Origin of the sequence: Pseudomonas graminis, assembly GCF_900111735.1 — a bacterium.
In the GTDB taxonomy this organism is placed as follows: domain Bacteria; phylum Pseudomonadota; class Gammaproteobacteria; order Pseudomonadales; family Pseudomonadaceae; genus Aquipseudomonas; species Aquipseudomonas graminis.
The window spans coordinates 73,698-89,827 of sequence record NZ_FOHW01000014.1; the positions used below are offsets into that span (position 1 = coordinate 73,698).

Sequence of the window (16,130 nt, forward strand, 5' to 3'; positions counted from 1 at the left end):
TCGCGGTTAAGCAGCATACTGTTATACGCAATATTTTTTCACACCCCAGAGGTCTCGTCAGAGGCCTCTCTTATTTGAACCGGTGCTGTGTCCATTCATCCGTCCCCTATAGATAGCCAACAGCTCACCGCGCACTCGGCCGAAGCGCTGTGTGCCTGGCTGTTGGCAAATGCCGGGCTCAAGACAGGTGATCTGGAACGGGCGCAGCGACTGGCTCAGGAATCCGAAGGCAGTTCGCTGACTGAATTGCTGACTCGCCTGGGGCTGGTCTCGGAACTGGACCTGGCCAAGGCATGGGCTTCGACGCTGCAGGCGCCGTTGCTGCTGGCGGAGAACGTGACGCTGTCGGGCGAGCCTTTGCCGGAGTTGAGCGAACGCTTCCTGCGGCACTATCGCCTGTTGCCCATCGGCGCCCATGCCGATGGCGTGCATGTATTGGCCGCCAACCCGGGCAATGCCTACGGGCTGGACGCCGTGGCCTACGCCTGCCAGGCGCCGGTGTACGTGTCGGTCGGTGCCGGCAGTGAGGTCGACGGGCTGATCGAGCGTTATTACGGCCAGGGCCGCTCAGCCATGGGCTCGCTGATCGAGACCCTCGATGAGCACGGCGGCGCTGAAGAAGACATCGAGCATCTAAAGGACCTCGCCTCCGAGGCGCCGGTCATCCGGCTGGTCAACCTGATCCTGCAGCGCGCTGTCGAGCAACGCGCGTCGGACATTCATATAGAGCCCTTTGAAAGCCAGCTGAAAGTGCGCTATCGCATCGACGGCGTGCTCCACGAAGCCGAAGCACCGCCCTCCAGCTCTTCAGCCGCCATTATTTCGCGATTGAAGATCATGGCGCGGCTGGACATCGCCGAGCGTCGTCTGCCCCAGGACGGCCGCATCATGTTGCGCATCCAGGGCAAAGAGCTGGACCTGCGGGTGAGCACGGTGCCTACCAGCTTTGGTGAGTCGGTGGTGATGCGACTGCTGGATCGGCAGACCGTCAGCTTCGACTTCCCCAGCCTGGGCATGGACGGCGAACGCCTGCAGAACTTCCTCGACGTGCTGGAAAACCCCCACGGCATTCTGTTGGTGACCGGCCCCACCGGTTCCGGCAAAACCACCACGCTGTACACCGCGCTGTCACGCCTTAATACGGCCGAGCGCAAGATCATTACCGTGGAAGACCCGGTCGAGTATCAGCTTGAGGGCATCAACCAGATTCAGGTCAAGCCGTCCATTGGCCTGGACTTCGCCGGCGCCCTGCGCTCCATCGTCCGGCAAGACCCGGACGTGATCATGATCGGCGAGATGCGTGACCTGGAAACCTGCCGCATCGCCATTCAGTCCTCGCTGACCGGGCACCTTGTGCTTTCCACGCTGCACACCAACAGTGCCGCCGCGAGTATCACCCGGCTGCTGGACATGGGCGTCGAAAGCTATCTCATCGCCTCTACCGTGAAAGGCATTCTGGCCCAGCGGCTGGTGCGCAGGCTCGATCCGCTCACGCGCATCGCCTTCGAAGCACCGCCGGAACTGGTCGCCGAGCACGGCCTGGACCGCTTCACCGATCAGCGTCCCATCATGCTTTATCGTCCGGCCAGCGAATTGCCCGGCGGCGGTTACCACGGCCGCAGCGCGATCACCGAATTGCTGGTGATGAACGAAGAGCTGCGCGGCCTGCTGATGCGTCAGGCCGATGCCTCGACGCTGGAACAGGCCGCCCGCCGTGGTGGCCTGCGCACCTTATATGAAGAGGGCCTGCGCCAGGCCGTGGCCGGTGTGACGTCCCTTGAAGAGGTGCTGCGCGTTACGCGTGGCGACTGACCATGGCTCATTTCAAATACCGCGCACTGGATGCCGACGGCGTCGCCCAACAGGGCACCCTCGAAGCCGCCGATCAGAACGCGGCGACAGCCGTGCTGCACAAGCGCGGTCTGCTGCTGCTCAGTCTTGAGGCCAGCGCCAACAGCGGCCTGCGCGCAGCCATGCGCCGGGGTGCAATGAACGGCGCGGCGCTGGTGAGTTTCACCCAGCAACTGGCGACCCTGCTCGGTGCCGGCCAGCCGCTGGAACGCGCCCTGACCATCCTGCTCAAGCAAACCCACGAGCCCAAGCGCCAGGCGTTGCTCGAACGGATTCGCGAACAGGTCAAGGCCGGTAAACCCTTGAGCCAGGCGCTGGAAGAAGAACACGGCCAGTTTTCCAGCCTGTACATCAGCATGGTCCGCGCGGGTGAAGCCGGCGGCTCCCTGGAAAACACCCTGCGTCAACTCAGCGAGTACCTGGAACGCAGCCAGATGCTGCGCGGCGAAGTCATCAATGCGCTGATCTACCCGATCTTTCTGGTGGTCGGCGTGCTCGGCTCGCTGGCCCTGCTGCTGGCCTACGTGGTGCCACAGTTCGTGCCGATCTTTCGTGATCTGGGCGTGCCGATCCCGTTCATCACCCAGGCGATTCTGTGGCTGGGGGAATTCCTCAGCGCTTACGGATTGCTATTGCTCGGAGCGATCATCGGCCTGATCTGGACCGTTGCCGTGTTGCGCCGCGATCCTCAGCGGCGCCAGCGGCATGACCGACGCCTGCTGTTTATCAAAGTCATCGGCCCGCTGTTGCAGCGGATCGAAGCCGCGCGTCTGGCGCGAACCCTCGGCACACTGCTGAGCAACGGCGTCGCGCTGTTACAGGCGATGACCATCGTCCGTCAGGTCTGCGGCAACTACGCCCTGCGCGCCCAGGTCGAGCAAGCCACCGAGTGGGTCAAGGGTGGCGGCACGCTGGCCCAGGCGTTCGGCGAACAACCGCTGCTGCCGGAACTGGCCCTGCAGATGATTGAAGTCGGCGAGCAGGCCGGCAATCTCGACGGCATGCTGCTCAAAGTCGCCGACGTGTTCGACGTCGAGGCCAAGCGCGGCATCGACCGTCTGCTCGCCGCGCTGGTGCCGAGCCTGACCGTTGTCATGGCAGTGATGGTGGCGGTGATCATGCTCGCCATCATGCTGCCGCTGATGAGCCTTACCAGTAACATTTGAGGAAATACACATGTCCCGATTCAACGCTGCCCAAGGCCGTCGCCAGGGCGGTTTCACCCTGCTGGAAATGCTCGCGGTCATCGTGCTGCTGGGCATCGTCGCCACCATCGTCGTGCGTCAGGTCGGCGGCAACGTCGACAAGGGCAAATACGGCGCAGGCAAGGCGCAACTCGCCAGCCTCGGCATGAAAGTCGAAAGCTACGGCCTGGACGTCGGCACGCCGCCGGCCAATCTGCAGCAACTGGTGACCAAGCCGGCCAACGCCACCGGCTGGGCCGGCCCGTACGCCAAGCCTTCGGACCTGAAAGACCCGTTCGGCCATGCGTTCGGCTACCGCTACCCGGGCGAGCACGGCAGCTTCGACCTGATCTTCTTCGGTCAGGACGGTCAGCCTGGCGGTGACGGCTACAAGGCCGACATCGGCAACTGGGAATAATATGCACGCCCTGCCCCGCGCCCGCGGCTTCACCCTGTTCGAATTGCTGGTGGTGATCGTTCTGATCGGCATCAGTGTCGGCCTGGTAAGCTTTGGCGTGGGTCGGGGTTTGCACGCGGCCAGTGAACGTCGCGCGTTGAGCGAAGTGGTGCAGTCCCTGCGCGCGGCGCGGGTGCAGGCGATCGTCAGCGGGCAACCGGCGCAGACGCGCTTTGACCTGCGCAACGGGCGCCTTCAGGGCCCCCACCTCAAGCCGGTGCAACTGCCCACCGATATGCGCGTGCAATTGCAGACCGCCGACGGCCTGGGCCCGGCGTTCGAGTTCTACCCGGACGGCGGTTCCAGCGGCGGCCACCTGCTGCTGGCCCGGGGCGACAAACACTGGCGCGTGGACATCAACTGGCTGACCGGCAACGTTCAGTTGCGCACGCTCAATTGACGCATCAGCGCGGTTTTACATTGCTGGAAATGCTCGCTGCCCTGGCGGTGCTGGCGGTGTGCAGCAGCGTGCTGGTGGTGGCGTTCGGGCAGAGCGCGCGGGCCTTGCAGCAGGCCCAGCGCAGTGATCGGCTGAGCCTGGCCGCGCGCTCGTTGATGGATGAAGCCAGCGCCGGTCGCTTGCAGCCGGGTCGGACCGAAGGCAAATGGAGCGGCGTGACCTGGCAGATGGAGGTCAGCGCGCTGCCCCGCGGTAATGCGCCGGCGACCGCCTGGCGGCTGGACCTTGAGGTCAGCGACGGCGCCCGCCGCGCCCGTTACAGCACCCTGCAAGTGCGCAGCGCCGGTTCTGGAGCCGGGCAATGAAGCGCCGCGCTCGGGGTTTTACCCTGCTCGAAGTGTTGGTCGTATTGAGCCTGCTCGGCGTGCTGCTGACCATGGTTGGCGCGGCCATCACCGGGGCCAACCGCGCCATGGCCAAGGCCGAGCGTTACAGCACGCGGCTCGATGAAATACGTTCGACACAGAATTTCTTGCGCAACGCCATCGGCCAGTCGCTGCCACTGGCGGCCGGAGGATCCGAGCCCGGCCAGGCACCGGTGTTCGAGGGCGACGCCCAGGCCATGAGCTTTTATGCGCCGCTGCCCGCCACATTGGGCGGCGGTTTGTACCGGCACAGCGTGACGCTGGCAGCCGGTCAGCGTTTACAGGTCAGCCTGGAGCGCCTGCGCGGTCAGACGTTGTTACCGGCCGAAGAGCCCCAGGTGCTGTTGCATGACGTGCGCTCGCTGCAACTGAGTTATCGCGGCGTGTCGCCCACCGGTGAATCCACGGCGTGGCTGGACCACTGGCCCTGGCCAGGACGCCTGCCGATCAGCGTGCGCATCGACGCGCAACTGGCCGGTCCTGTGCCCTGGCCGTTACAGAGCATCAATCTGCGCCTGGACCTGTCCGGCGAGGCACACACGTTATGAACGGCCGTCGGCAAACAGGCGTGGCATTGCTGCTGGTGTTGTGGGTGCTGGCGCTGCTGAGTACCCTGCTGGCCGGTTTGCTCGGCTGGGTGCATTTGCAGAACCGCCAGGCGCTGTGGCAACGCCAGCACACCCAAGGTGTACTCGCAGCGGAAGCCGGGATCGGCATGGCGGTGCTGGCGCAGCTGGACCGCGACCCGGTACGCCACTGGAAAGCCGACGGTCAGCCCCACGGGTTGCGCTTCGATCAGGCCGCCCTGGCGGTGAGTCTGGGCAGCGAGACCGGAAAGCTCGACCTTAACGCAGCGCCAGCCGAATCCTTCGCCCGCCTGCTGGTGGCGTGCGGTGCGAATCCGGACCTGGCGCGGCAAGTGGCCCAGGGCCTGGAGCAGCGTCGCGGCGGTGGTCGGGCACCGCTGCGGATGGTCGAGGAAGTGCGCGAGCTGCCGGGCATCGGCCAGCCGCTGTATCAGTGCGCCAGCCCGCACGTGACGTTATGGAGCGGCCTGGCCGCGCCCGATCCGCGCATGGCGTCGCCCTGGCTGCGGCAAGCGCTGGGTCTGCCGCAAGCGGGCCCCGCGACCGAAGACGCAGGACCGGTCATCAATATTCGAAGCCAGGCGACATTGCCCGGCGGTTACACCACGACGCTCAACGTCACGTTGTTATTGAACCCATCGAAGGAGGGAGCGCGACCGTATCGCGTTCTGCGTTGGCAAGAATGAAGCAATCACTTTTACAGCAGCTGGCGCCCTTGCAGGCCCGGGTTCGCAGCCAGTGGCGCGACAGCCCGGCGCAGCATCTGTGGCAGGCCTGGCTGGACGAGTTGCAGGCGCTGCTGCCCGCCGGCGTCCGCGCACGGCTGATGCCCCAGGTGCGCGAGCGGCTGATCGACTGGCCGCTGCCCGAGCACATTGCACACGAGACCGGCGAGCGGCTGATCCTGATGCTCCCCGCCGGCATGGTGCTGGCCCAGCCGCTGCAACTGCCGCTGGCAGCGCTGCGCGATCTGCACAGCGTGGTCGGTTTCGAACTGGACAAGTACACGCCTTACCCCCGCGAGCAGATGCATTACGTCGCGCGCGTCACCGCCAAGGGTAAAACCCTCGCGCAGGTGCTGCTGGTGGCGGTGCTGCGCGAGCGTTTGCAGCCGATCATCGACACTTGCAAAGAACGCGGCCTGTCGTTGTATGCCGTGGATGCGCGCAGCGGGAAAGGCGACCGGCTGAATGTCGATCTGCTGCCGGCCGAGCTGAAGCCGGCCGTTGCAGGTTCCGCACGCTTGCCGCGTTTCCTCGCCGTGGTCTGCGGCGCCTTGCTGCTGACCTGCATGGTGCTCTGGCTGGACGCACGCACGGCCCAGGTCGAAGCGATGCAACAGCACGTCGACGAGCAACGCAGCCAGGTGCAAGCCGTGCAGAACCTGCGCCGCGAATTGATCAATACCCAAGGCGCCGCGCGCTATCTGGCCCAGCAAAAGGCCGCGCAGCCGACCACTTCCAGTGTGCTCGCCGACCTCACCGGCTGCCTGGGCGCTGACACTTGGGTCGAGCAGCTGGAAATCGCTGACGGCGGCAGTGTCTCGATCACCGGCCAGAGCGCCAAGGCCAGCGCCCTCATCAGCCGCATGAAAGACTGCCGCAGCCTCACCGACGCGCAGTTCCAGGGGATCATTCAGCCCGATGCGCAGACCGGCAAAGAGCGCTTTTCCCTGCGCGCCCAGTTGCGCAAGGAGACTGCCGATGCGCCGTGAACTGACCCCGCGTGAACGTCGCGGCGCCGCGCTCATCGCCCTGGCCCTGGTGCTGTGGGCGGCGTGGTGGCTGCTGGTGCAAAGCTGGTTTCTCGACCCGTTGAGTGACCTGCAGGAACAGGCAGACACGTTACGCCAACAGGAACAACGCTATGCCGGTGCGCTCGCTCAGCGCGACAGCCTTGAGCAGCAGTTGCAGGCCGCCCGCCGCGACCCGTCGAGCCGCAGCAGCCTGTTGCCCGGCGAAGACCCGAGCGCGGTGGCCGCGGACCTGATGCAGCGCAGTCTCGATCTGGTCAAGGCCCACGCCGATCAGGGCCCTGGTTGCCAGGTCACCCAGCGCATGCCGATCACCCCCGAGCGCGACAGTGCCGAGCCGTATCGGCAGGTCAAGGTCAGCCTGACTCTGGACTGCGCCATGGAGCCGCTGGTGGGTTTGCTGCACGAGCTGGAATACGGCCAGCCGTTCCTGTTTGTCGACAACCTGAGCATTCGCCGCGCCACCTCGGCGCCTGCCAGCGGTGGCGCCGGACGCCTGCAAGTGCATCTGCTGTTACGCGGTTATTTGCAACAGGCCACGCCGCACAAGGCGCAGCCGTCCAAAGCCCCCGCCGCCGGGCCCGAGACCGAATCCCGGCAGCAGCCTGATCCCGCTGAGCAAGCCGATCTGGATGATCAACCCCAACCACTGACACCGTCCGAGGAGCCTGACGCATGAAGTTCGACTCCCTTACCCTCGCGCTCGGCGCTGTCACGGTCGCCCTCGCCGCCGTTGCCGTCAGCCTGAGCATGGGCGCCGGTCAGGAGATCGACTGGTTGCCGGCCGGCGAAGCCCGTGAAACCCCACCCACCGCAGGGCCTGCGGCATTGCCCTCCCTACCGGCTCAAGCGCTCACGCTGACCTGGCAGCAGTCGATGTTCAGCCCCGACCGCAAGCCTGATCTGGTCACCGGCAAATCCCAGGCCTCGTCCCTGGATGGCATCAGCCTGAGCGCCGTGATCATCGACGGCGCTTCGCGCTGGGTGCTCCTGCAACTGCCACAGAAGCGCCGTCTCAAGCTGGCCGTCGGCAGCACGCTGGACAATGGCTGGACCCTGGATTCGGTCACGCCGCAAAACGCCACTTTCAGCCATCAGGGCCAGACCCGCGAACTGCGCCTGCCCCTGCTGCGCCTTCCGCCGCCGTCGAAAGTCCCCCCTATTACTCTTCCAAACGTACCCACACCATGAACAGTCTCACCCCTGAGTTTTCCCGTCTGCGCAGCCCCTTGTTGTGCCTGGCCACCGCCGTGGCCCTGGCCGGATGCGCGTCCACCCCGGAACGTTTCGAAAACGATCCGGCCCTGATGCAGGAAGCACTCAATGGCACCGGCTCGCAGCGAGGCCCGGTCAGCGATCCGGTCGAAACGCCGAGCCCGAACAACCCCGGCGCCCGGCCTGCTCCGGCGCGCCAGCAGATCATTCGTGGCAACCAGACGTTTGTGCGCGGTGCGGGCCCGGCCCAGACCGGCGCGGGGGGGAAAGGCGCGTCGGCAGCGGCGGGTGACATCACGTTCAACTTCGCCAACCAGCCCATCGAAGCGGTGATCAACACCGTTCTCGGCGATTTGCTGCACGAGAACTACAGCATCAATCAAGGTGTGAAAGGCGACGTCAGCTTCTCCACCTCGCAACCGGTGAACAAGCAGCAGGCGCTGTCGATTCTCGAGACGCTGCTGTCGTGGACCGACAACGCGATGATCCGCCAGGGCGACCGCTACGTGATCCTCCCGGCCAACCAGGCCGTCGCTGGCAAGCTGGTGCCGGAAATGCCGGTTGCGCGACCGTCCACCGGGTTGTCGGCGCGACTGTTCCCGCTGCACTTTATCTCGGCCACCGAGATGCAGAAGCTGCTCAAGCCTTTTGCCCGTGACAACGCATTCTTGCTGGTCGATCCGGCGCGCAACGTGTTGAGCCTCGCCGGTACGCCGGATGAACTGGCCAACTACCAGGACACCATCGACACCTTCGACGTCGACTGGCTCAAGGGCATGTCTATCGCCGTGTATGGCCTGCAGCGCGCCAGCGTCAGCGAGCTGATGCCCGAGCTGCAGAAGATGTTCGGCCCGGACAGCGGCATGCCGTTGGCCGGCATGGTCAAGTTTCTGCCCATCGAGCGGACCAATTCGGTGGTGGCGATTTCCTCGCAGCCCCGTTACCTGAGCGAAGTCGGTGACTGGATTCACACCATCGACGAAGGCGGCGGCAACGAACCGCAGATGTACGTCTACGACGTGCGCAACATGAAAGCCTCGGACCTGGCCAAATACCTGCGGCAGATCTACGGCAACGGCCAGATCAAGGATGACAGCGCGGCCAAGGTCGCGCCGGGCCTGCGCACGCGTTCGCTGTCATCGCTGAACGGCAGTGGCACCGGCAGCAGCGGCGGCTTGAGCGGCAGCGGTCAGGGCCTGAACGGCAGCTCCGGGATGGGCGGGGGCATGGGCGGCGGCCTGGGCTCGGGCATGGGTGGCGCCAATGGCGGTTTGCAGAATGGCACCCAAGGTGAAGAGGATCAGGACGGCGAAACCTCCGAGGACAGCGCCGACAGCAGCGGACAGAGCGACAGTTCGGACGCCGCCTCGAGTGGCTCGGGGGCCAGCAAGCGTCTGGACGACAGCACGCGCATCACCGCGCAGCAGAGCAGTAACCAACTGCTGATCCGCACGCGGCCGGCCCAGTGGGCGGAGATCGAGTCGGCCATCAAGCGACTGGATAACGCGCCGATGCAGGTGCAGATCGAGACGCGAATTCTGGAAGTGAATCTGACCGGCGAGCTGGACCTCGGCGTGCAGTGGTACCTCGGCCGGCTGGCCGGTAATTCCACCAGCACTACCGTGGCGAACACCCCTGGCAGTCAGGGCGCCCTGGGCGGTGGCGGCGCAAGCCTTGGTGCCGAGTCGCTGTTTTATTCGTTTGTCAGCAACAACCTGCAGGTCGCCCTTCACGCCCTGGAAACCAGCGGCCGCACGCAGGTGCTGTCGGCGCCGTCGCTGGTGGTGATGAACAACCAGCAGGCGCAGATTCAGGTCGGCGACAACATCCCGATCAGCCAGACCACGGTCAACACTTCGGCCACCACCGCCACCCTGAGCAGCGTTGAATACGTGCAGACCGGGGTCATCCTCGACGTCACACCGCGCATCAATCCGGGCGGTCTGGTGTACATGGACATTCAGCAGCAGGTCAGTGACGCCAACGACAACGCCACAGACGCCAACGGCAACCCGCGGATCTCGACGCGTTCCGTCTCAACCCAGGTGGCGGTGCAAAGTGGCCAGACGGTGTTGCTGGGCGGCCTGATCAAACAGGACAACGCCGACACCGTGTCCGCCGTGCCGTATCTGGGCAGCATCCCGGGCTTGCGCTGGCTGTTCGGCAACACCGTCAAGAGCAAGAAACGCACCGAACTGGTCGTGCTGATCACCCCACGGGTCATCACCAGCAACAGCCAGGCGCGGCAAGTGACCGATGACTATCGCCAGCAGTTGCAGTTGATCAAGCCGACGCCGCCGATGAGTAACCGTTAAGTCGGCTGTTTGATCGTTCCCGCGCTCCGCGTGGGAATGCCGCCCCGGACGCTCCGCGTTCCCTCCTCACTCGGTAATAGAATTGCGGGCAAGGCGACGCGGAGCGTCTCGGGATGCATGCCCACGCAGAGCGTGGGCACGATCAGATTGTGTGTGTGTTACCGGGGTCATTGCAGGAGCGCGCTGGCCCGCGAAAGCATCGTGCCTGCGACGACTCGATTGCCTGACACACCGCCTTCGCGGGCAAGCGCGCTCCTACAGGTGCGTGGCGGGCGTCAACCTGTTGTGGTCACGGGCGTGAAACTCTCGGCCTTGGGCGAAGACCAAGTCAGTACCCATGACTGGCGGGTATGAGCCCGAGAGAGCGCACGCAATTGGACAGCAACCACGGTTTGCATTTTCACGACGACGAACTGGCGCAGGCGCGACGGTTCAGCAAGAAGCTGGGCTGGCTGCCGCGGTTTCGTATCCGCAATCGCTTCACGCCCCTTTTGATTCAGTCGCTGCTGCGCGTCGGTCAGCTCAACGGCGCGGCCAAGCTGGCCCGCCATGGCCTGCACGCTGAAACCACCACGGCACATGTCGACGGTCATCGGGTGCCGGTGCGGATCATCCGGCCCAGGGGCAAGGCCAAAGGCGTGGTGCTGGACATTCATGGCGGCGGCTGGGTGATCGGCAACGCGCAGATGAACGACGACCTCAACATGGCCATGGTGAGGGCCTGCGATGTGGCGGTGGTTTCGGTCGATTACCGGCTCGCTGGTTCTACGCCGGTGGAAGGGCTGATGGAGGATTGCCTGATCGCGGCGCGATGGTTGCTGGGTGACGGTTGCCCGGAATTCGCCGGGCTGCCGGTGATCGTCGTCGGCGAATCCGCCGGCGGGCATCTTGCCGGGGCGACGCTGTTGCAGCTCAAGGCCTGGCCCGAGCTGTTCAAGCGGGTGTGCGGCGCCCTGCTCTATTACGGCGTTTACGACCTGACCGGCACGCCGAGCGTGCGCACGGCAGGCCCCGACACCCTGATGCTGGACGGCCCCGGGATGGTCGACGCCCTGCGCATGCTGACGCCGGACATCAGCGAAGCGCAGCGTCAGGCGCCGCCGCTGTCGCCGCTGTATGGCGATTTCACAGGCTTCCCGCCCGCGTTGATGTGGGTCGGTGAACTGGACCCGCTGCGGGACGACACCCTGCAACTGGCCGATCGCTGGGCGAAAACCGCCGGTGTCGAAGTGCATCTGTTGCCGGAAGCGCCCCATGGCTTCATCCATTTCCCCACCATGATGGCGGACCGCGTGCTGGAGCACAGCCGCGCCTGGGTTCGTCAGCGCATTCAATCTGCGGCGGATTGACCGCGTGGGTTTTAGTGGGACCGGCTTTAGCCGGGAAGGCGCCGGCAGCCATACCGCCTAATGATCGTCCCCACGCTCCGCGTGGGGATGCTGCCCCGGACGCTCCGCGCCCACCGCCTTGACGCGGAGCGTCGCCGGATGCATTACCACGCGGAGCGTGGGAACGATCACGGTGTATGCACTGGCCTCTTCCCGGCTGAAGCCGGTCCCACTAAAAGCATCGCGTGAATCCAGTGGAATCTGGCCGTGACGCGTCCATGTGGGACCGGCTTTAGCCGGGAAGGCGTCGGCCGGGAAGGCGTCAGCCGGGAAGGCGTCAGCAGCCACACCGCCTAATGATCGTCCCCACGCTCCGCGTGGGGATGCCGCCCCGGACGCTCCGCGTCCATCGCCTTGACGCGGAGCGTCGGCGGATGCATTACCACGCGGAGCGTGGGAACGATCATGGTGTATGCACCGGCCTCTTCCCGGCTGAAGCCGGTCCCACTAAGAGCATCGCGTGCATTCAGTAAAATCTGGCCGTGACGCGGACCTGTGGGACCGGCTTCAGCCGGGAAGGCGTCAGCAGCAACACCGCCTAATGATCGTCCCCACGCTCCGCGTGGGGATGCCGCCCCGGACGCTCCGCGTCCATCGCTTTGACGCCGAGCGTCGGCGGATGCATTACCACGCGGAGCGTGGGAACGATCACGGTGTATGCACCGGCCTCTTCCCGGCTGAAGCCGGTCCCACTGAAAAGCGTCGCGTGCAGCGGTTGGGATTCCCGGTGGTGCCGGTCCTGCAAAAAGCAACCCGATCGAACCCCTCGCGCGCTCCCGGGTCTGCTGATCTATTGCTTAACCGGAGAACCTTCGATGTCGCCGCACCACACCCTTGTCCTGCTCGCCCGATCGGGTTACGCCGCCCGCGGCGTTCTGTACCTGATCATCGGCATTTTTGCCCTGCTCGCCGCCCGCGATTCATCCCGCCCCAAAGACAGTCACAGCAGCCTCGAGGCCCTGTTCAGCCAGCCGTTCGGCCACTTTCTGGTCGGGCTGGTGGTCGCCGGTCTGCTGGCGTTCGCCGCCTGGCGGGTGTTGCAAGCCACCCGCGATGTTGACCATCACGGCACCGAACTCAAGGGGCTGGTCATTCGCGGCGGGTTGCTCGCGGGCGGGCTGGTCAACGGTGCGCTGGCGTTCTTTGCCCTGGGCCTGCTGATCGACGGCCTGCGCAGTTCCGGCGGTGGCGGCGGTCAGACCCAAGACCTGCTCGCCACCCTGCTGTCGTGGAAATACTCCAATCTGGTGGTCTACCTGGTCGCACTGGTGCCACTGGGCGTCGGCATCGCGCATTTCTTCAAAGGCTGGAAAGCCTCGTTCGAGAAGTATTTCGAGGCCGACGAGGACGTCATGAGATACGTAACCCCCGTGTCCCGCTTCGGCTTGATCGCGCGCGGGGTGGCGTTCGTTGAAATAAGCGTGCTGCTGGCCATCAGTGGTTCGAGCTATCAGGCGATGCACCCGCCCGGGCTGAAAGATGCACTCAACGCGCTGCAAAACCTGCCGGCCGGTGGCGTGGTGTTGATGGTCATGGCGCTGGGTCTGATCGCGTTTTCGGTGTACAGCTTTGCCGAAGCCGCCTGGCGACGGATCAACATGGACGTGCCCGGCATGTCCCACGCCTAGGTCTCAATTCACAGCGCCCTGTTCAGGGCGCTGCTGGCGAACCGGCAGTTCGATGCGAAAGGTGGTGCCAACCCCTTCCAGGCTACGCACGCTGATCGTGCCGCCATGCTTTTGCACAATCCCGTAGGACAACGACAGCCCCAGCCCCGTCCCCTGGCCCACCGGTTTGGTGGTGAAGAACGGGTCGAAAATCTTCGGCAGCACCTCCGGCGCAATGCCTGTCCCGGTGTCGCTGATCTCCAGCCAAACGCTGTCCCCCTGCACGCCGTTGCGCAGCGTAATGGTGCCGCGCTCCGGGCCGATGGCCTGGGCGGCATTCACCACCAGATTCATGATCACCTGATTAAGCTGCGCCGGCAGGCATTCGATGTCCGGCAATGGCACATAGTGCTTGACGATGTCGGCCTTGTACTTGACCGCGTTGGCGGCGATGTTCAGCGTCGAATCAATACCGCGTTGCAGGCTCGCCCACTGCCACTGAGGGTTGGTGTCGGCCCGGGAGAACTCTCTGAGGTCCTTGATGATCTGCGCGGCGCGGGCCACCCCGTCGCGCGATTCCTGAATCAGCAAGGGGATTTCCGCTTCGACAAAGGCCAGGTCCAGACGCGTTTTCACGCCTTCCAGCACCTCAAGACATTCAGGCGGCCCCAACTGATCCTCGGCGGCTTTGTAGGCCTTGAGCACTTCCTGGATCTTGCCGAAATAGACCGCCAGCGTGCCCAGGTTCGACGAGATGAAACCAATGGGGTTGTTGATCTCGTGGGCGATGCCGGCCGCCATCTGCCCCAGCGAGGCCAGCTTTTCAGCGCCGATCAACTGGCTTTCCAGCTGCTTGCGCTCGTCGATCTCGACCTGTAACGCGTGACTGGCCTGCTTGAATGCCCGGGTGCGCTCCTCGACGCGGCGCTCCAGGCTTTCGTTGGCCGCCTGCAGGTCCTCGTTGACCCGGTTGATCACCTGATAGCTGTGCAGCAGCCAGCGACCCAGCAGCATCAGCAGGCAGACGGAAATGATCGAGAATATCTGCAGGAGCAACATGATCGACCGAGTGCCTCGTCGCGTGGACTCATGCCTAAGTGTCGGCCCGTCGAGCGCGAAGTTGAGGCCCTGATTTTATTGCTCAAACGCCGCGAAGAGTGGCCATATCTCAACTAACCTTGCGGCATCCAGCAGTCCGTTTCGATCAAGATGGCGACGACGAGAGGCTCAACCATGCAAGCCCCAGCGAGTGTTTCGGTGCAGTCACGCCCCACCCTCCTCTTGGTGGACGACGAAGAATCGATTCTGAACAGCCTGCGCCGCCTGCTTCGCGAGCAACCCTACGACGTGTTGCTGGCTACCAGTGGCGAACAGGCCCTGAAGATCATGGCCGAACAACCGGTCGACCTGATCGTCAGCGACGCGCGTATGCCGGGCATGGACGGCGCGGCGCTGCTGGCGCAGGTCTACAGCCTGTACCCGGACACCACGCGCATCCTGCTGACCGGTTACGTCGACCTCGAAACCATCGTCAAAGCCATCAACCAGGGCCATGTGCATCGCTACATCGCCAAACCCTGGACCGACGAAGAACTGGTGCTGACCCTGCGCCAGTCCCTGGCGTTCCAGTTTTCCGAGCGTGAAAGACAGCGCCTCGAGCAGCTCACCCAGCGGCAGAACGACGAGCTGAAAAGCCTCAACGCCACCCTCGAAAAACGCGTGCTGGCGCGCACCGCCGAGTTGCAGCAGACCGCCGACATGCTCGACCTGGCCTACGAAGAGCTCAAGCACAGCTACGCCACCGGTACCGAAGTGTTTTCGATGCTGGTCAATCAGCGCCTGCCCGCGGACAAGCAGACCAACCGCGAAGTCATCGACCTGATCAATGCGTGCAGCAACCACCTCAATCTGGACGAGTCCACGCGCCGCGACCTGTGCATGGCCGCCGCGCTGTACAACATCGGCAAATTGGGCTGGAGCGACGCGTTGATCAACATCCCGTCGGACATGGTCAGCCACGCCGACCGCGACACCTGGCGCAGTTACCCACGGCAGAGCGAATCGTTGCTGATGACCCTCGAACCGATTCAGGACGCCGCCAGCCTGATCCTGCATCACCAGGAACGCTGGGACGGCAGCGGCTTTCCGGCGCATCTCAAGGGTGAAGCAATCCCCTACGGCGCACGGCTGCTCAAGCTGGCCGTGGACTTCATCGAACTGCAGCGCGGGCTGATTCTGGAACGGCACCTGAGCAGCGGCGAGGCCTTGCTGTTCATCCGCCGCTACGCCGGCAAGCTTTACGACCCCGGCTTGATCGAGGACTTCGCCAAGGCCTGCGCCGCGTACCTGGACGACGCGGTGCTCAACGACCCTACCGTCAAGGCCGTCACCACCCGAGAGCTGGTGCCGGGCATGACGCTGGTGCGCAACTTGAATGCGGACAACGGCATGCTGCTGCTCAATGCGGGCAAAGTGGTCAACGCCGCGCTGATCGAAAAGCTGGCGGCCTTCGAAGCCATCGACAACAAGGCCCACTACAGCATTTTCGTGCGCCTGCCCGAACACGTCCCCGGTTCAGAGCCGCCGAAGAACCACTGGACTCAGGTCGGGTGACGCCCCGGTACGGATCACCGCGTCAAAGCCCTCGGCGGGTCTGAAACGAAGATGTCGGCTGACACCACGCATTCGCGGGCAAGCGCGCTCCCACAATGGACCGCGGCAACGCACGTAATCGTCGGCGCACACAATATCTGTAGCAACCAGCTTGCTGCGGGCTCCGGCGAAGAGCAGCGTGTTCATCCAGTCCGTTCCACCACAGATTCCATGCAGCGAGGGACTGGCGGTGGAACACCATTGTAGGACCGGCTTTAGCCGGGAAGGCGTTGGTTGTTACGCCACAACACTGATGGCGAGCGGAAGTCTGTGGGAGCCGGCTTGCTGGCGAACCC

13 protein-coding genes and 2 pseudogenes are annotated in these 16,130 nt (G+C 64.6%); 14 read left to right on the forward strand and 1 reads right to left on the reverse strand.

Annotated elements, in window-relative coordinates; translation table 11 throughout:
• The first annotated feature begins 93 nt into the window (after positions 1–93).
• From gspE to BMY98_RS12705, 13 genes and pseudogenes are all read left to right on the forward strand, one after another.
• Positions 94–1,812 carry a type II secretion system ATPase GspE gene (gspE, locus tag BMY98_RS12640; RefSeq protein WP_074889698.1) on the forward strand — a complete coding sequence of 573 codons (1,719 nt, stop codon included), beginning with the start codon at positions 94–96 and terminating at the stop codon, positions 1,810–1,812.
• 2 nt (positions 1,813–1,814) lie between these two features.
• A complete protein-coding gene (gene gspF / locus BMY98_RS12645; RefSeq protein WP_074889552.1) occupies positions 1,815–3,017 on the forward strand; it encodes a type II secretion system inner membrane protein GspF in 1,203 nt (400 codons plus the stop codon).
• A 10-nt stretch (positions 3,018–3,027) separates the two neighbouring features.
• Positions 3,028–3,453 carry a type II secretion system major pseudopilin GspG gene (gene gspG / locus BMY98_RS12650; protein WP_065989019.1) on the forward strand — a complete coding sequence of 142 codons (426 nt, stop codon included), beginning with the start codon at positions 3,028–3,030 and terminating at the stop codon, positions 3,451–3,453.
• A gap of 1 nt (position 3,454) precedes the next feature.
• A complete protein-coding gene (locus tag BMY98_RS12655; protein WP_074889555.1) occupies positions 3,455–3,892 on the forward strand; it encodes a GspH/FimT family pseudopilin in 438 nt (145 codons plus the stop codon).
• Between the two features lie 29 nt (positions 3,893–3,921).
• Positions 3,922–4,257 (forward strand): general secretion pathway protein GspI, encoded by a 336-nt coding sequence (locus tag BMY98_RS12660; protein ID WP_245760056.1) that lies wholly within the window; start codon positions 3,922–3,924, stop codon positions 4,255–4,257.
• Positions 4,254–4,865: a prepilin-type N-terminal cleavage/methylation domain-containing protein gene (locus BMY98_RS12665; RefSeq protein ID WP_074889559.1), complete on the forward strand. Its 612-nt coding sequence runs from the start codon at positions 4,254–4,256 to the stop codon at positions 4,863–4,865. Before BMY98_RS12660 ends, BMY98_RS12665 begins: the two co-directional genes overlap by 4 nt.
• The gene (locus BMY98_RS12670; protein WP_074889560.1) at positions 4,862–5,590 is read left to right on the forward strand and encodes a general secretion pathway protein GspK; all 729 of its coding nucleotides are present in this window, start codon (positions 4,862–4,864) and stop codon (positions 5,588–5,590) included. The genes BMY98_RS12665 and BMY98_RS12670 overlap by 4 nt, the downstream gene beginning before the upstream one ends.
• Positions 5,587–6,618: a PilN domain-containing protein gene (locus BMY98_RS12675; protein ID WP_074889563.1), complete on the forward strand. Its 1,032-nt coding sequence runs from the start codon at positions 5,587–5,589 to the stop codon at positions 6,616–6,618. The genes BMY98_RS12670 and BMY98_RS12675 overlap by 4 nt, the downstream gene beginning before the upstream one ends.
• Positions 6,608–7,198, forward strand: a pseudogene (gene gspM, locus BMY98_RS12680) (type II secretion system protein GspM); the annotation flags it as partial. The gene BMY98_RS12675 and the pseudogene gspM, both read left to right, overlap by 11 nt.
• Before the next feature lie 134 nt (positions 7,199–7,332).
• Entirely contained in the window at positions 7,333–7,848 is a 516-nt protein-coding gene (locus BMY98_RS12685; RefSeq protein WP_074889566.1) for a hypothetical protein, read from the forward strand.
• Positions 7,845–10,187: a type II secretion system secretin GspD gene (gene gspD, locus BMY98_RS12690; RefSeq protein ID WP_074889569.1), complete on the forward strand. Its 2,343-nt coding sequence runs from the start codon at positions 7,845–7,847 to the stop codon at positions 10,185–10,187. Before BMY98_RS12685 ends, gspD begins: the two co-directional genes overlap by 4 nt.
• 350 nt (positions 10,188–10,537) lie before the next feature.
• The gene (locus BMY98_RS12695; protein WP_083398779.1) at positions 10,538–11,536 is read left to right on the forward strand and encodes an alpha/beta hydrolase; all 999 of its coding nucleotides are present in this window, start codon (positions 10,538–10,540) and stop codon (positions 11,534–11,536) included.
• An 854-nt stretch (positions 11,537–12,390) separates the two neighbouring features.
• Positions 12,391–13,203 (forward strand): DUF1206 domain-containing protein, encoded by an 813-nt coding sequence (locus tag BMY98_RS12705; protein ID WP_074889574.1) that lies wholly within the window; start codon positions 12,391–12,393, stop codon positions 13,201–13,203.
• A gap of 3 nt (positions 13,204–13,206) precedes the next feature.
• Here the strand turns inward: BMY98_RS12705 and BMY98_RS12710 are convergent.
• A pseudogene (locus BMY98_RS12710) lies at positions 13,207–14,115 on the reverse strand (ATP-binding protein); the annotation flags it as partial.
• A gap of 300 nt (positions 14,116–14,415) precedes the next feature.
• Here BMY98_RS12710 and nosR point away from each other — a divergent pair.
• Positions 14,416–15,795: a response regulator c-di-GMP phosphodiesterase, NosR family gene (nosR, locus tag BMY98_RS12715; protein WP_074889581.1), complete on the forward strand. Its 1,380-nt coding sequence runs from the start codon at positions 14,416–14,418 to the stop codon at positions 15,793–15,795.
• The last annotated feature ends 335 nt before the right edge of the window (positions 15,796–16,130 follow it).

What these genes read in the sequence shown, in the direction of transcription:
- BMY98_RS12660 (WP_245760056.1), top strand. Translation starts at nt 3,922, where the DNA reads ATGCTCGCTGCCCTGGCGGTGCTGGCGGTGTGCAGCAGCGTGCTGGTG.
- BMY98_RS12705 (WP_074889574.1), top strand. Translation starts at nt 12,391, where the DNA reads ATGTCGCCGCACCACACCCTTGTCCTGCTCGCCCGATCGGGTTACGCC.
- gspD (WP_074889569.1), top strand. Translation starts at nt 7,845, where the DNA reads ATGAACAGTCTCACCCCTGAGTTTTCCCGTCTGCGCAGCCCCTTGTTG.
- BMY98_RS12695 (WP_083398779.1), top strand. Translation starts at nt 10,538, where the DNA reads ATGAGCCCGAGAGAGCGCACGCAATTGGACAGCAACCACGGTTTGCAT.
- BMY98_RS12655 (WP_074889555.1), top strand. Translation starts at nt 3,455, where the DNA reads ATGCACGCCCTGCCCCGCGCCCGCGGCTTCACCCTGTTCGAATTGCTG.
- BMY98_RS12685 (WP_074889566.1), top strand. Translation starts at nt 7,333, where the DNA reads ATGAAGTTCGACTCCCTTACCCTCGCGCTCGGCGCTGTCACGGTCGCC.
- gspF (WP_074889552.1), top strand. Translation starts at nt 1,815, where the DNA reads ATGGCTCATTTCAAATACCGCGCACTGGATGCCGACGGCGTCGCCCAA.
- gspG (WP_065989019.1), top strand. Translation starts at nt 3,028, where the DNA reads ATGTCCCGATTCAACGCTGCCCAAGGCCGTCGCCAGGGCGGTTTCACC.
- BMY98_RS12670 (WP_074889560.1), top strand. Translation starts at nt 4,862, where the DNA reads ATGAACGGCCGTCGGCAAACAGGCGTGGCATTGCTGCTGGTGTTGTGG.
- BMY98_RS12665 (WP_074889559.1), top strand. Translation starts at nt 4,254, where the DNA reads ATGAAGCGCCGCGCTCGGGGTTTTACCCTGCTCGAAGTGTTGGTCGTA.
- nosR (WP_074889581.1), top strand. Translation starts at nt 14,416, where the DNA reads ATGCAAGCCCCAGCGAGTGTTTCGGTGCAGTCACGCCCCACCCTCCTC.
- BMY98_RS12675 (WP_074889563.1), top strand. Translation starts at nt 5,587, where the DNA reads ATGAAGCAATCACTTTTACAGCAGCTGGCGCCCTTGCAGGCCCGGGTT.